We start from the raw sequence: 15,591 nt of genomic DNA, 5'->3' as shown, positions 1-15,591 counted from the left end.
TTGAAAAACAAAGATACTAGGATTGGTATAAAATGGCTGCATTATTGATTTTAAATGCCGATTTACTGTTAATAATATCGATTTTTTGCATAATTTTTAGTAAACTTGGCATTGCCTTATTAAAATATGAAATTTAGGAATCACGCTTGCTAAAACAGTTTTATTTAAAAGAATGATTAATAGCAATTAGCAGGTGCCTTTTGAAAACAATAAATACAAATACATGAAATTAAAACAGGTTGCAGCCATTTTTGGCTTTTTAATAACTTCGTTGGTTTTTTGTCAAGAAAAACAAATTACACTTCAAGAGATTTGGAGCGGTCAGTTTAGAACACAAGGTATGGAAGCTTTGCATTCTATGGCAAACGGAAATCAGTATTCGGTTTTAAATTTTGATAGAGAAACTAGAACTTCAACCATTGATATTTACGATTATAAGACTTTGAAAAAAGTAAAAACCTTGTTGTCTTCTGCTAATATATCAGAGATTCGAGGTTTTTTTGATTATTCATTTAATGCCGACGAGTCTAAAATAATTTTAACTTCTAAATCACAGCCGGTTTTTAGACGATCTACTCTTGGAGAATATTACATCTATGATATCGCGTCAAAAAAGGTAACTAAAGTGTCGGATGATTTGGTTCAAGAACCAACCCTGTCTCCTGATGGTACTAAAATCGCTTATGGTTTTGAAAATAATTTATATGTAAAGGACTTAACATCTGGAAATGTAGACCAAATCACTACAGATGGTGAGAAAAATAAAATTATCAACGGCATTACGGATTGGGTTTATGAAGAAGAATTTAGTTTTGTAAGAGCTTTTGATTGGAATGCAGCTAGTAATCAAATTGCATTTATAAGATTTGACGAATCTAATGTTCCTGAGTTTTCAATGGATGTTTATGGTTCAGATTTATACCAAACACAACATGTGTTTAAATATCCTAAAGCAGGTGAAGCCAATTCTAAAGTGTCTTTACATTTATATGATGTTAATTCTAAAAGTGTTACAGAATTAAAAGTAGATAAAACATATGAAGACTTTTATATTCCAAGATTAGAATGGACTAAAGAAGCGAACATACTTAGTGTTCAGTTCATGAATCGTCATCAAAATGAATTAGATCTTTGGATGATTGATACTAAAAGAATGACCTCAAAAATAGTCCTAGCAGAAAAAGACAAGGCTTATATTGATGTCACGTTCAATTTAACATTTTTAGAAGATAATAGTTTTATTTGGACGAGTGAGCTAGATGGTTTTAACCATATATATCATTATGCTAAAGACGGAAAGCTTATTAATCAAGTTACCAAAGGCAATTGGGAAGTAACCAATTATTATGGTTTTAACGACAAGGCAAATACTATTTATTACCAATCAACTGAAAATGGTTCTATAAATAGAGATGTATATGCTATAAAATTAAATGGAAAAAGCAAAAAACGCCTGACGCAAAAGGAAGGAACAAACGATGCGTCATTTAGTGCAGATTTCACGTATTTTATCAATACATTTTCTAGTGCAACAACGCCTCAAGAATATACGCTGTACAATTCAAAATCTGGTAAAATTGTAAAGCAGATTAAGGATAACAAAGCGTTAGTAAAACAATTGGAAGGCTATGTGATGTCTAAAAAGGAATTTAGTACCATTTCAGTAAATGGTAACGATTTAAATATGTGGACCATTAAGCCCGCTAATTTTGATGCTACTAAAGAATATCCTTTGTTTATGTATCAGTATTCTGGACCAGGATCACAGCAAGTGGCTAACCATTGGAATGGTACAAACGATTATTGGTACCAGATGTTAGCACAAGAAGGTTATATTGTGGTATGTATCGATGGAAGAGGAACAGGATTTAAAGGAGCAGATTTTAAAAAAGTAACTCAAAATGAATTGGGTAAATACGAAGTAGAAGATCAAATACAAGCAGCTAAGCAATTAGGAGACTTAGATTATATAGACGCATCTCGAATAGGAATTTGGGGTTGGAGCTATGGAGGTTTTATGAGTAGTAATGCCCTTTTTAAAGGAAATGATGTCTTTAAAATGGCAATTGCAGTTGCGCCTGTTACAAGCTGGAGATTCTATGATTCTATTTATACAGAGCGTTATATGACTACACCTCAAGAAAATCCAAGTGGTTATGACGAAAATTCACCAATAAATCATGTTGATAAATTGGAAGGAGATTTTCTGCTAGTTCATGGCACTGGTGATGATAATGTACATGTGCAAAATACCATGCGTATGGTTGAAGCTTTAATTCAAGCAGATAAGCAATTTGATTGGATGCTTTATCCAGATAAGAATCATGGTATTTATGGAGGCAACACTAGACTTCATTTGTATAAGAAGATGACCAATTTTATTCATAAAACTTTAGGTGATAAATTGGAAACGACTAAGAACTAAAAAAAACACATATTTTAGATTAAACTAACTACTAACTACTAACTAACTATAAAATCATGTCAACTACGATCAAACAACCGCATCAAAAAGAACTATTTGGGCATCCAATAGGTCTATATGTTTTATTCTTTACAGAGATGTGGGAGCGTTTTTCTTATTATGGAATGCGAGCTTTACTTGTAATCTATATGATTGCACAAGCCAATCATAAAGATGGTCCTGGTTTAGGTTGGACAGAGCTAGAAGCGTACCAATTATATGGTTGGTATGTAATGTTAGTCTATGTGGTTTCTATTCCCGGAGGTATTTTAGCAGATAAGGTTTTAGGGCAGAAAAAAACGGTTATGCTAGGTGCTATTATTCTAGTTTTAGGCCATGGTACATTGGCAATCGATGCGCCTTGGGCATTCTTTGTAGGTTTAGGATTAATCATTTTAGGAGTTGGTTGCTTAAAGCCAAACATTTCTACAATGGTTGGTGGTTTGTATAAGAAAGGAGACATTAGAAGAGATAAAGGATTTTCAATTTTTTATATCGGAATAAATCTAGGATCCTTATTAGCCACTTCAATTATAGGTATTGTTGTAGCAAAATGGGGATGGCATGCTGGTTTTGGTTTGGCTGGTATTGCAATGTTATTTGGACTGATAGTTTATATCTTTGGACAAAAATATATTACACACGTTGGAAATAAACCAACAGTTGAAGAGAAAAAAGATGATGTTTCTATAGTGAAAATATTTTCGAATATTTTTAAATCACCAATGCAATTAGCAATTTTTGTAGCGTTACTAGCATTTTCAATATATATAGGTTTTACAAAAGAAGGTGTAGATCATTGGGGTTATGGAGCGTTGTTTATATTCCTTTCTTTTGTTGTTGGGTTAATGATGATGATATTTAAAAGCTTAGAGACTCAAGTACTAAAAGATCGTTTCCTTGTGTTGTTATTATCATTCTTATTAGTCATCGTGTTTTGGGGAGCTTTTGAGCAAGCAGGTGGATTAATGAGTGTTTATACCGAACAGAAAACAGACAGAATGTTGTTTGGATGGTTAGTGCCAACACCAATGTTTCAAGGGTTAAATGCTGGGTTTATTATATTACTTGCCGTATGGATTGCAAATATTTGGGCAAAACGTAAACTAAAAAATAAAGAAGCTTCTTCATTATTTAAAATGGCAACAGGTACTATTATTATGGGTCTAGGTTTTGTGTTTATGATTTTTGCAGTAAGAGAATATGAAGCAAATGGAAGCTCAGGAATGCAATGGTTAGTTTTAGCCTATTTATTTCATACTATAGGAGAATTATGTTCTTCGCCTGTGTCTTTATCATTTGTTACAAAATTAGCACCAGTAAAATACGCATCATTAATGATGGGATTATACTTTGCAGCAACAGGTCTTGGAGGTAAAGTAGCAGGAATCTTAGGAGAGAAATCTGAGAGCTTTGGAGAATATGCGATCTTTACAGGTATTGTAATCTTCACCGTTACCTTTGGTCTTTTAGTAATTGCATTGTTGAAACCTCTTAAACGATTAACTCATGGCGCAGAAGATAATGAAGTTGAAATGCATACAGAAGAAGCCGAAGGTTTCGAATTAGCAGAGAATTAAAAAATAATTAATAATAATCCCTTGTAAATTAATTTTTACGAGGGTTTCCTTTTTAACTAAACTACTTTTTTTATGAATACTGATATTGAAAACCTGTTTAAAGACAAAGTTATTGGTCATCCAGCAGGATTATTTGTATTGTTTTTTACTGAAATGTGGGAACGCTTTTCGTTTTATGGAATGCGTGTATTATTAGTGAATTTCCTTACTATGGCAGCTATTGGCTATAATCCAGGTTGGGAATGGACAGTAGAGAATGCAGGAGCTCTTTTTGGAACTTATGCGATGTTATTATATATCACACCAATTATAGGTGGTTGGATTGCTGATAAATATACAGGTTACAGAACTGCAGTTATTATTGGGTCGTTAATAATGACGGCTGGTCATGCTTCCATGGCTTTAGAAACCGAGTTCTCATTGTACTTTGGGTTGTTTCTTTTGGTTGTTGGTACTGGTTTCTTTAAACCAACAATGACCTCTATTATTTCTGATATGTACAAAAAGAACCCAGAAAAGAAAGATGGTGCTTATACTATTTATTACATGGGTGTAAATGCAGGTGCCTTTTTCGGAATGATGCTTTGTGGTTATTTAGCTGAAAAAGTAGGTTGGGCTTATGGATTTGGATTAGCAGGAATTTTTATGCTATTAGGAACGATTCAGTTTTGGTTAGCAGGTCCTTTATTTGGAAAAATTGGAGCGAAGCCATCTAAAGTGCATGAAGTTGAATTACCTCAGAATATTAATGAAGAAAGTGTTGAAATTACAACTGAAGAACAAGAGGAACGTCCTAACCCATTTACGACTTTAGATAAAGTATTAATTGTTTTAGCATCAATCTTAGGTTTAGGCTATGCAATTAATGATCCAATGTCTAAAATTGCAGGTATCGATATGTTCTCCTTTTTACAGATAGGTGATTTTGAAGGTCAGTATACGGCCGTTCTATTTGCCTTAGCAATGTTTTTAATATTAGTGATAGGTCGTATTTTAAGATATACAGCAGTCGTAAGAGATAGAATGATTGCATTTATTGTTTTTGCATTCTTTACAGTTTTCTTTTGGATGTCTTTTGAGCAAGGCGCATCATCATTAGTAATATTTGCTAGAGATAATGTAGATAGATTATTAAGTGGAAGTTCAGCAACAATATTCAATATTGTAAATACATTGCTTACGGTAATTCCGTTGATTATCATTTCTTATGTGCTTTATATATTATGGAAGAAAACATTTAAGAAAATACCAGGTTCAAATATTGTTTTGGTATTTTGTTTTGTCTTAATGTGGGGAATTGTAGGATGGATGTTAAATAGAGATTTCAATACTACGGCTTATGATGTAAGTTATAGTGCTATTGAGCAGCCAGAGTTAGATAATAAAGGTGAGCAGGTTAAAAATGACAAAGGTGTATTGCAGTTTAAATACACTCCTGTTACTCAAAGTACAGTTACAAATCCATCACAAAAAATTGTAACTAAAACAATTACTGTAGGTGAGCCTTATGCAGATTATAAAGTAGGTGATAGTAAAATTCTTATTAATAAAAACAAAGAGTTAACGGAATTCTCATTTGTATCTTCAGATGAAAAACAAGCTGAATTAATTGCTAATGCAAAAGACTTAGGAAGAGATACTGGCTTTGTGAGTGCAACGGTTACAAAAGTAAGAGAGAATGAAGTAGAAATCACAGTGTCTTGGTTTAGTATTCTAAACTCATTCTTTATTATCGTATTTGCTTCGTTCTTTTCTAAATGGTGGGAAAGTAAATACAATCCAAGCGCGGCAACAAAGTATGCAATCGGATTATGTACAATGGGTCTTGGTTTTGGATTACTTGCCTTTGGAGCTTTCGGACTAGTAGATGGTGTAAAAGTAAGTATGGTTTGGCTAATTTTAGCATATCTATTCCATACGCTTGGTGAACTCTGTCTGTCGCCTGTTGGTTTATCTTATGTTAGTAAATTGGTGCCAGGTAGGATGATTGCCTTAATGTTTGGGATGTGGTACTTAGCCATTGCAATTGGTAATAAATTAGCAGCAGTAGTTGGCGGACAAATTGAAAATATTACTAAGGAATATAGCCTATCTACGTTCTTCTTAATATTTACTATTGTGCCGGTTATCGCTGGACTTATAATATTTGTATTAAATCCGGTATTGAAAAAATTAATGCATGGTGTACGTTAACTAAAACAGTTAAAAATATCTAAAATGCTCCTGTTTAGGAGCATTTTTTGTAAGTTCGGCTCATTCTTTGCAACAAATTGAATATGATGATAAAAAAAATTACAATTGGACTAATAGCTATTTTTGCGTTTTCATTAACAGCAATAGCACAAGAAATTAATTGGGTAACTATGGACGAGGCTTTAGAGCTTCAGAAGACAGCACCAAAAAAAATATTTATGGATGCTTACACCACTTGGTGTGGTCCATGTAAAATGTTAGATAAGAATACATTTCATAATGCAGACGTTGTAGAATATGTAAACAAACATTATTATGCTGTAAAATTTAATGCAGAAGGTAATTCTGCTGTTACTTACAAAGGTAAAACTTACGGAAACCCAAATTACGATGCAACCAAAGCCAATAGACGAAATAGTGCGCATGATTTTGCTAGAGTATTGGCAGTTCAAGCTTATCCAACTATGATATTTTTTGATGAGGAAGGAAATACCATTTCACCAGTTACAGGGTATTTAAAGCCACAACAATTGGAGTTGTATTTAAAAATATTTCATACAGATAAGTATAAAGAAATGACCACGCAAGAGCAGTTTAATGAACATTACGAGGCCTTTAAACCAACCTTTAAAGAATAGATATTAGTTATTTTATAATAAATGCTCCCTTTTCATTAGTTTGATGGAAAGGGATTTTTTTATGCTCACAAGTGGCCTTCCAACGTTTTAAATACGATTTGTAATTACTCGCATCAGCAATTATTTGTTCTGGCTGTAAACTATCTATAACTCGGTTGAGATTGAATCTTGGAGAATTACGTAGCAGGATATATTGAGGCTTAAACGTTAATCCTTTATAAACGGCTAAACTATCAATCACTAAAATAATCTTGTTCTTGTAATGATACACAGGTTGTAAATTATCGGTTATGACAGTATCAATAGTTTCCCCAACTCTATAATTTTTTATAGTATAATTAGATTTCAATTGAACAGAATCTAAGTTGTGAGATAAAGTTAATTTTGTATCCTGTTTTTCGCCAATCATGGAATAACGACTCTTGTTAAATATTACAAAAGCATCGTTATGAGCTTCATATTTATTGTAAAAAGAAGCCGTTTGAAGTCCAATAATTGTAATTAACCCAATTGCAATCCATTTAAAATTTCGAAATTTATACACTTGAACAAAAGATGCAATAACAGCATAAGAGCAAATCACTTGAAGTATGGTAAACGGAATGTCTTCCAGTAGAAAGTCTTCAAATTGAGCAACCCAAGCTATAAAATTATTTAAACTATCTATAACGTAACTATAAGCGACGACTATAAAGTTGGGTAGTATATTGATTAGCGCTAACACGATGATTAACAAACCAAAACCTAGAATGAAACCTAAAAACGGAATTACAACTAAATTTGAAATAAAGAATAAACCTGGAAACTGATGAAAATAGAACAAACTAATAGGGACAACTCCAGCTTGGGCAGCCAAAGTCACAGTAAAAATTTGCCAAGGTTTATCTATAATCCAATATTTTGGTTTCCAAAGTTTATAAATAATGGGTTGTACGCTTACAATACCAAGAACTGCTAAATAACTCATTTGAAATCCTACAGCAAACAAAAATGTAGGCTTAAACAAAAGAATTATAAATGCCGATATCACCAACGTATTATAAATATTGGTAGACCGTTTTAAATGCATTGCAATGCTAATAATACTAAACATCATAACAGCTCGTGTAACTGAAGGTGACAAACCTGCAATGATTGCAAAACTCCAGAGAATGATAACCAAAATTAAGGGTCTAATAAAATTCCCGTACTTAAGATAGAGTATCGGGCTAAAGACAAAATTGAGAATTAATAATATAATGCCAATGTGTAAACCTGAAATTGCCAGAATATGAATAGTCCCAGAATTGACGTAATTATTATAAACGGTTTTGTCTATAGTTTGTCGCTGTCCAAGTAATAATGCATTCATAATACTGAGTGCGTCACCTTTAAAACCTGCTTCAATTAGTTTAGAATTAATTTTAGTTCTTACAGCATCTGCATACCCATAAATAGTAGATTTAGAATCTGAAAGCTTTAAAATGTTACTAGAATTAAGGTAGAGTTGATGATACACTTGTTGCAATTCTAAATACTTACTATAATCAAATTGATAAGGATTTAATGGTTTCTGAATGGTCTGTAATTCAGTTGAAGTAAAAAAGACATCATCGACATTAATAGGGTTGTTAAGACTATCTCTCCTAATATTAATCAGCAGATGACCACTTGCAACTTCATTATTAAATGATTTTAGAGTAACAATATACTTGTCGTTGTAAAGGTCAGGTTTTAAACGTTCTTTAATTTGAAAGACAACAGAACTATAGGGTTCATCAGAATCAAAGTTGGTGTAATGTTCAGGTCTTAACGTTTCATCTTGAAGATTATAAGATAGGATTCCAACTCCAATCATAGCAATAAAGGCTATGCATCCAAAAAATGGTGATCTATTAATTTTTGATTTTAAGACCAACCAATAAATACCAAGTACTATAACTAGTACAATTGTGGCATATAAAACTGTTAGAAAACTTAGCGTTAAGTAATGAGCTAAAAGGATTCCAAAGACCAAAAAAATGGTTAATTTTATTATAGTGAAATTTAGTAACTTCATGAACGTGAGTTACTAAGGTAGTCAAATCTATCTAAAGTACACGCCTTGCTTGTACAAAAGAAAAGTACCAGTACTTTTCTGCAATAGAAGAGATCATAACACCTCTACTGCTTGAGGCATGTAAAAATTCTACATTGCCAGTTCTAACATTGGTAACAATACCTACATGATTTACTTTACGACTGTTTTTGTTAGTTGCAAAAAACACCAAATCTCCAACATTAACCGCTTTTAAATCTACCCATTCTCCAGTGCTTTTAAGTCCTGATGTGGTTCTAGGTAAAACAACATCATATTTTTTATAACTCGTGTAAATTAAACCAGAGCAATCCATGCCTTTTTTTGTGGTGCCTCCATATTTATAACGTGTACCATCAAAAGTTTTAGCATATTTTACAATAGATTCAGCTTCAGCAGAAGGTTTTGCTGCTTTGTTAACTTTTACAGAATGTGTCTGCTTTTTTTTGCTTGAATATGTCTTTTTTGATTTACAGCTGCTAGCTAATAAAAGTAGGATTATAAATGGTAGTAATTTTTTCATAATAAGTTGGGGACGCTTCTATTTTTATTTGTTTTTAATCTCGTCTTGTTTTATCGCGTTGTAAATTAATTTCGCTGTATTCTCACTAGCACCTCTTCCTCCTAGAATCTTTTCTAATTTGTAATAATCTAAAAAGAGTTGTTCTCGTTTTTTGGCATCTAGAATTGCAGTTAATTCTTTTTTTAATTGATTTTTGTTTAAATCTCCTTGAATCAATTCAGTAACCACTTCACGATCCATAATTAAATTAACTAATGATATATATTTTAAAGTAATAATTCGTTTTGCAATTTGGTAAGAAATAGCGTTTGCCTTATAACATACCACTTGTGGTACTTTAAACAGGGCGGTTTCTAATGTAGCAGTACCAGAAGTAACTAAGGCAGCAAAAGAAATACTCAGCAAATCATACGTTTTATTAGAAATGAAATGAATATTTTTCTTCTTTATAAACGTTTTGTAAAATTCAAAATCCTGACTAGGAGCTCCAGCAATAACGAATTGATAGTCTTTAAAATCGTCAACCACACTTAACATTACACCAAGCATTTTTGTGATTTCTTGCTTTCGGCTTCCTGGTAATAAGGCAATAATAGGTTGGTTACTAAGTTGATGTTCTTTTCTGAAAACGCGCTCATCAATTTGAGGTCTATCTGCAATAGCGTCAATTAAAGGATGACCTACAAAATTAACGTCGTAATTGTATTTTTTATAAAATTCTTTTTCAAAAGGTAAGATGCAGTACATAGCGTCTATATCTTCCTTTATTTTTTCGACTCTACTAGCTCTAGAAGCCCAAACCTGTGGAGAAATATAATAATGTGTTTTGTAATTGATAGCTTTTGCCCATTTTGCAATCCTGAGATTAAAACCAGAATTATCAATAAAAATAATGACATCTGGCTTAAACTTTTCAATATCAGTTTTGCAGAATTTTATATGTCCTAAAACTTTTCTAAGATTAAGAATTACTTCAGCAAATCCCATGAATTGGCGTTCCTTATAATGCATCACTAAGTCTCCGCCTACATTTTGCATAAGGTCGCCTCCCCAAAATCGTATGTTTGCTTGAGGATCTTTTTTATATAAAGCTTTCATGAGGTTAGAACCATGCAAATCTCCCGAAGCTTCCCCAGAAATGATATAATACTTCATTTATTTGGACTTATTTTTTATAAAGGTTTTAATCATTCAATTTCCAAGTATTTAAAGTCTGAATAGTATGGTGAGCAGTTAAATCAAAATGAACAGGTACCACTGAAACATAACCGTGTTCTAAAGCCCATTCGTCAGTATCTTGGCCTTCATCCATATTTACAAACTTACCCGTAAGCCAATAGTAATCGCGACCCATTGGGTTAGTACGTTTATCAAATTCTTCTTCCCAATTGGCGCGGGCTTGTCTACAGATTTTAATGCCTTTTATAGCCTTTTCTTCTAAATTAGGAAGATTTACATTTAAAACCACACCATCAGGTAAGCCATTTTTTAAGACTTGTCTTGTTATGGTTTCTATAAACGATTTACAATGTTCAAAATTAGCATTCCAGTTATAATCTAATAGTGAAAAACCGATTGCAGGAATTCCTTCAATACCAGCTTCTAAGGCGGCACTCATAGTGCCAGAATAAATAACATTTATAGACGAATTTGAACCATGATTAATTCCTGAAACACAAATATCTGGTCGTCGTTCTAAAATTTCATTTACAGCGAGTTTTACACAATCTGCAGGAGTTCCAGAACAACTATATTCAGGTTGTTTTCCATCTATGGTTACCTTTTCAATATGTAAGGTAGAATTGATGGTTATAGCATGTCCCATAGCACTTTGCGGACTATCAGGTGCAACCACAACAACATCACCTATTAAGTTCATAACAGAAATTAAGGTTCTTATGCCAGGAGCAGTTATACCATCATCGTTGACAACTAGAATTAAAGGACGTTCAGCCATTTTAAGCAAGGGTTTATTGAGTTGTAAAAATAGTAAAAAGCTAGCGTATTTTGGATAATATCGTCTTTAACAAAAAATTAGTGCTTCGATTTTTTATGGCACGGTTTTTTCATCTATTTTAGTGGAATATTGAAAAGCCTACTTAATCAGAATTAAATAAAAGAAAAATGAATAGGCTAAATTACTATCACTTCATTGATGATAGTAAGTTATAAGTCGAGCACATTTTATCAGAATTTGAAATAAAAAGAAAAAAGAAGAATGAAAGGGAATTATAAGTTTTTGTTACTAGCATTATTGATCGCGTTTGCGTCATGTAGTTTTACAAGTAAAAAGTTTGAAGATCCAGATAAAGATAAATTGCTTATTCAATTGATTACTTATCTGTTAGATCAAGGTCATTTTGAGCCTAAGGATATTAATGATGATTTTTCAGAGAATGTCTTTGATGATTATTTAAATAATCTAGACCCATTTAAACGTTATTTTTATGCCTCAGATATTAAAGAATTTGAAGCTTACAGAGATGAAATTGACGATCAGATTAAGGCTTATGATGTATCGTTTTTCAATTTAACGCATGAGAGATTATTAGAGCGTATTGCAGAGTCTAAGGAATTGTATACAGGTATTCTAGAAAAATCATTTGATTTTTCAAAGGAGGAAAGCTACAATGCAGATTATAAAGAGCTCACTTATGTAGCTAACAAACGTGAGATGAAAGAGCGTTGGAGAAAACAACTTAAATTTTCTACCATTGCAAATTACGATGATGGTGTTGTAAAATATGAAGTAAGTCTTGATCCTGATGCAATAGCAGAAGGCGATTTTGTGAGTTCTAATAAAAAATCTAAATCAGAAAAGGCTAAAACGATTAAAGAGTTAGAAACGGAAGCACGTTTATTAACTAAAAAATCACTTGATGAACTTTATGATTATATTGAAGACAGAACACGTAACGATTGGTTTGCAGTTTATATAAATGCCATTGTAGAAGAATTTGATCCTCATACATTTTATTTCGCACCAGAAGATAAAGAGCGTTTTGATAGAGATATTTCAGGAAAATTTGAAGGTATAGGTGCTCGTTTACAAAAGAAAGTAGATGGTATCATGGTAAACGAAATTATTAGTGGTGGTCCGGCATGGAGAGCAGACGAGCTAGAAGTTGGCGATCAAATATTAAAAGTGAAACAAGAGGATGAAGAAGAGGCTATTAATGTTGTAGGTATGCGTTTGGATGATGCAATTAAGTTTATCAAAGGTCCTAAAGGAACTGTTGTAACCTTATCATTAAAAAAGGTAGATGGTACTATTAAGGATATTTCAATTACTCGTGATATTGTAGAATTAGAAGAAACCTATGCGAAATCTTCAATAGTTGAAAAGGAAGGAAAAACTTTTGGAATTATCAACTTACCTAAGTTTTATATCAGTTTTGAAGATTATAACAAACGAAATGCAGCTTCAGATGTTAAGCAAGAAATTTTAAGATTAAAAGAAGAAGGAGTAGAAGGCTTAGTTATGGACTTAAGAAATAACGGAGGAGGTTCTTTACAAACCGTTGTTGATATCGCTGGTTTATTTATTGAAGAAGGTCCTGTGGTACAAGTAAAAACAACAGGAGAAGCTAAAGAAGTGCTTAGTGATAAGGATAAAGCAATCATTTGGGATGGACCATTGGTTATTTTGGTAAATGAATTATCGGCTTCGGCTTCAGAAATTTTAGCTGCGGCAATGCAAGATTACAAACGTGCAGTAGTTATTGGAAGTAAGCAAACTTATGGAAAAGGAACAGTGCAAACTGTGATGGATTTAAACCGAATGGTTAAGAATAATACCAAAGGCGATATGGGCGCTTTAAAGTTTACAACACAAAAGTTTTACAGAATTAATGGTGGCTCTACACAGCTAGAAGGCGTTAAGAGTGATGTTGTTGTTCCAGACCGTTATAGTTATATTGATATTGGAGAGAAAAATCAAGAAAACCCATTGCCTTGGGATAAAATTGATTCTGCTGATTACAGTGTGTGGGAAAATTATTTCGACTATGAAACTACAATTAGTAATAGTAAAGCACGAATGGCAAATAATACACAACTGAAACTTATTGATGCCAATGCGCAATGGGTTAAGAAAATAAGAGATAGAGAATCATATTCTTTAAATTATGAGACTTATAAAAAGGAAATGCAAATAAATGAAGAAGAAGCTAAGCGTTTTTCTAAGCTTTCAGAATATGAAACGAATCTAACATTTACGTCTTTACCTTATGAAATGAAACTTATGGATGCCGATTCTATCTTAATGGAAAAACGTGATCGTTGGCATAAAGCTTTAGCTAAAGATGTTTATGTTGAAGAGGCTATTAATGTTTTAGATGACATAAAAATGTCTTATACTATTAAAAATAAGGTTGCTAATTCTGTGAAGAATTAAGGTCATAAATGAGCAATCAAAGTAATTCATTATCCAAACTAGCGCTTCAAAAGTTTAAAAAAAACTTTTGGGGCGTTTTTAGTATACTTATTATTGCTTGTATTGGCTTAACTTCTGTTTTTGCGTATTTATTAGCTCCAGATGCTTCAAAGAATGCTAATCAGATGCATTTGTCAATTCATTCAGAATTACCTGGTTTTGAGGTGCAAATGTTAACCATTCCATCAAGAATTGAATCTGAGCAAAACTTCTTTTCAAAACTATTTTTCGGAAAACTCAATACAGATACAGAAATTCCTATTCAATCTTACCAGCTAAAAAATGATGTTTTACATTATGTAGAATATGCATCAGATGGTTTGCAAGGTCAAGAGAAACAAATCGATTTATCTCGATTTCCAAATTCAGACTATAAAGACTATATCGCTAATAGGAGATTCACTTTTGGAACAGATAAATATGGAAGAGACTATTTAAGTCGTGTATTAATAGGTTCACGAATTTCCTTTTTTATTGGTTTCGTAGCTGTCTTTATTTCATTAATTGTAGGACTTTTAATGGGAAGCTTAGCGGGTTATTATGGAGGAAAAGTAGATGCTTTTATCATGTGGGTAATTAATATCACATGGTCTATTCCAACATTATTGTTAGTTATTGCTATTACTTTAGCATTGGGTAAAGGCTTTTGGCAAGTTTTTATTGCGGTAGGCTTAACAATGTGGGTAGAAGTTGCTAGAGTGGTAAGAGGTCAGATGATTAGTGCAAAAGAAATGCAATATGTTACCGCAGCTAGAGCTTTAGGTTACAAAGATTATAGGATTATAACAACACACATATTACCTAATATTTTTGGTCCCTTAATTGTTATTTCAGCGGCTAATTTTGCCGCAGCTATTTTAATAGAAAGTGGTTTGAGTTTTTTAGGTATTGGAGCACAGCCGCCAATGGCAAGTTGGGGAGCAATGATTAAAGATCATTATAATTATATTATTTTAGGTAAACCGTATTTGGCTTTAATACCAGGACTTTGTATTATGCTCTTGGTAATGGCGTTTATGCTAGTTGGTAACGCTTTGCGAGATGCGCTAGATGTAAAGACTTAAGTTAATTATTTGCGCGAAGTTCTTCAATCTCTTCGTTAGTACTACCTATAAAATTTAAAACCTCGTCTTTACCTATGTTTTTTGATGCCGAAGTTATAAAGTAAGGTGGTAATTCAGTCCAAGACTTAAGCAGTTCTTGACAATATTCATCTACTTGGCGCTCAATTGCTTTAGGTTTTAACTTATCAGCTTTAGTGAAAATGATTCCAAATGGTATTTCACTTTCTCCCATATATTCCATAAATTCTAAATCTATAGGCTGAGGTTTATGTCTTATATCTACTAATACAAAAGCAGAAACCAATTGTGTGCGTTGCTCAAAATAATCAGTTATAAACTTCTGAAATTTCTTCTTAGAAGATTTTGAAACACGAGCATACCCATAACCTGGTAAATCTACTAAGTACCAAATGTCGTTAATAAGGAAATGATTGATTAATTGTGTTTTTCCAGGTCTTCCAGATGTTTTAGCTAAACTTTTTCGGTCCGTTAGCATATTAATCAATGAAGATTTACCAACATTACTTCGGCCTATAAAAGCATATTCAGGTAAGTTGTTTTTTGGACATTTAGTAACTTCAGAATTACTAACTACAAATTCGGCTGATTTTATTTTCATCTTTAGTTCTTGCAGAAGC

11 protein-coding genes are annotated in these 15,591 nt (G+C 32.5%); 6 read left to right on the top strand and 5 right to left on the bottom strand.

Going from position 1 to position 15,591, the window contains the following annotated elements; all coding sequences use genetic code 11:
- The first annotated feature begins 223 nt into the window (after positions 1-223).
- The 4 genes from HM981_RS02500 to HM981_RS02485 all read left to right on the top strand — a co-directional run bounded on the left by HM981_RS02500 (position 224) and on the right by HM981_RS02485 (position 6,875).
- Entirely contained in the window at positions 224-2,425 is a 2,202-nt protein-coding gene (locus HM981_RS02500) for a S9 family peptidase (RefSeq protein WP_179337006.1), read from the top strand.
- 56 nt (positions 2,426-2,481) lie between these two features.
- Positions 2,482-4,044 carry a peptide MFS transporter gene (locus HM981_RS02495; protein ID WP_179337005.1) on the top strand — a complete coding sequence of 521 codons (1,563 nt, stop codon included), beginning with the start codon at positions 2,482-2,484 and terminating at the stop codon, positions 4,042-4,044.
- Between the two features lie 72 nt (positions 4,045-4,116).
- Positions 4,117-6,237 carry a peptide MFS transporter gene (locus tag HM981_RS02490; RefSeq protein WP_179337004.1) on the top strand — a complete coding sequence of 707 codons (2,121 nt, stop codon included), beginning with the start codon at positions 4,117-4,119 and terminating at the stop codon, positions 6,235-6,237.
- A gap of 83 nt (positions 6,238-6,320) precedes the next feature.
- Positions 6,321-6,875, top strand: coding sequence for a thioredoxin family protein (locus HM981_RS02485; RefSeq protein WP_394351693.1), 555 nt, complete (start codon positions 6,321-6,323; stop codon positions 6,873-6,875).
- Positions 6,876-6,882: 7 nt separating this feature from the next.
- Here HM981_RS02485 and HM981_RS02480 read toward each other — a convergent pair whose 3' ends face one another.
- The 4 genes from HM981_RS02480 to surE are packed head-to-tail and all read right to left on the bottom strand — an operon-like array spanning position 6,883 to position 11,411.
- Entirely contained in the window at positions 6,883-8,913 is a 2,031-nt protein-coding gene (locus HM981_RS02480) for a ComEC/Rec2 family competence protein (RefSeq protein ID WP_179337003.1), read from the bottom strand.
- Between the two features lie 31 nt (positions 8,914-8,944).
- A complete protein-coding gene (locus HM981_RS02475; protein WP_179337002.1) occupies positions 8,945-9,454 on the bottom strand; it encodes a C40 family peptidase in 510 nt (169 codons plus the stop codon).
- A 24-nt stretch (positions 9,455-9,478) separates the two neighbouring features.
- Positions 9,479-10,609 carry a lipid-A-disaccharide synthase gene (lpxB, locus tag HM981_RS02470; protein ID WP_179337001.1) on the bottom strand — a complete coding sequence of 377 codons (1,131 nt, stop codon included), beginning with the start codon at positions 10,607-10,609 and terminating at the stop codon, positions 9,479-9,481.
- A 28-nt stretch (positions 10,610-10,637) separates the two neighbouring features.
- A complete protein-coding gene (gene surE / locus HM981_RS02465; RefSeq protein WP_179337000.1) occupies positions 10,638-11,411 on the bottom strand; it encodes a 5'/3'-nucleotidase SurE in 774 nt (257 codons plus the stop codon).
- Between the two features lie 261 nt (positions 11,412-11,672).
- Here surE and HM981_RS02460 point away from each other — a divergent pair, with 261 nt between their 5' ends.
- Together HM981_RS02460 and HM981_RS02455 are read left to right on the top strand one after the other, a co-directional pair.
- Entirely contained in the window at positions 11,673-13,850 is a 2,178-nt protein-coding gene (locus tag HM981_RS02460; protein WP_179336999.1) for a carboxy terminal-processing peptidase, read from the top strand.
- 8 nt (positions 13,851-13,858) lie between these two features.
- Entirely contained in the window at positions 13,859-14,953 is a 1,095-nt protein-coding gene (locus tag HM981_RS02455; protein WP_179336998.1) for an ABC transporter permease, read from the top strand.
- A gap of 1 nt (position 14,954) precedes the next feature.
- Here HM981_RS02455 and yihA read toward each other — a convergent pair whose 3' ends face one another.
- A complete protein-coding gene (gene yihA, locus HM981_RS02450; protein ID WP_179336997.1) occupies positions 14,955-15,572 on the bottom strand; it encodes a ribosome biogenesis GTP-binding protein YihA/YsxC in 618 nt (205 codons plus the stop codon).
- Between the last annotated feature and the right edge of the window lie 19 nt (positions 15,573-15,591).

The sequence above is a fragment of the Winogradskyella ludwigii genome (assembly GCF_013403985.1).
In the GTDB taxonomy this organism is placed as follows: Bacteria; Bacteroidota; Bacteroidia; order Flavobacteriales; family Flavobacteriaceae; genus Winogradskyella; species Winogradskyella ludwigii.
Note: the sequence above shows the minus strand (reverse complement) of the source record. Positions and strands in the feature narration are given on the sequence as shown.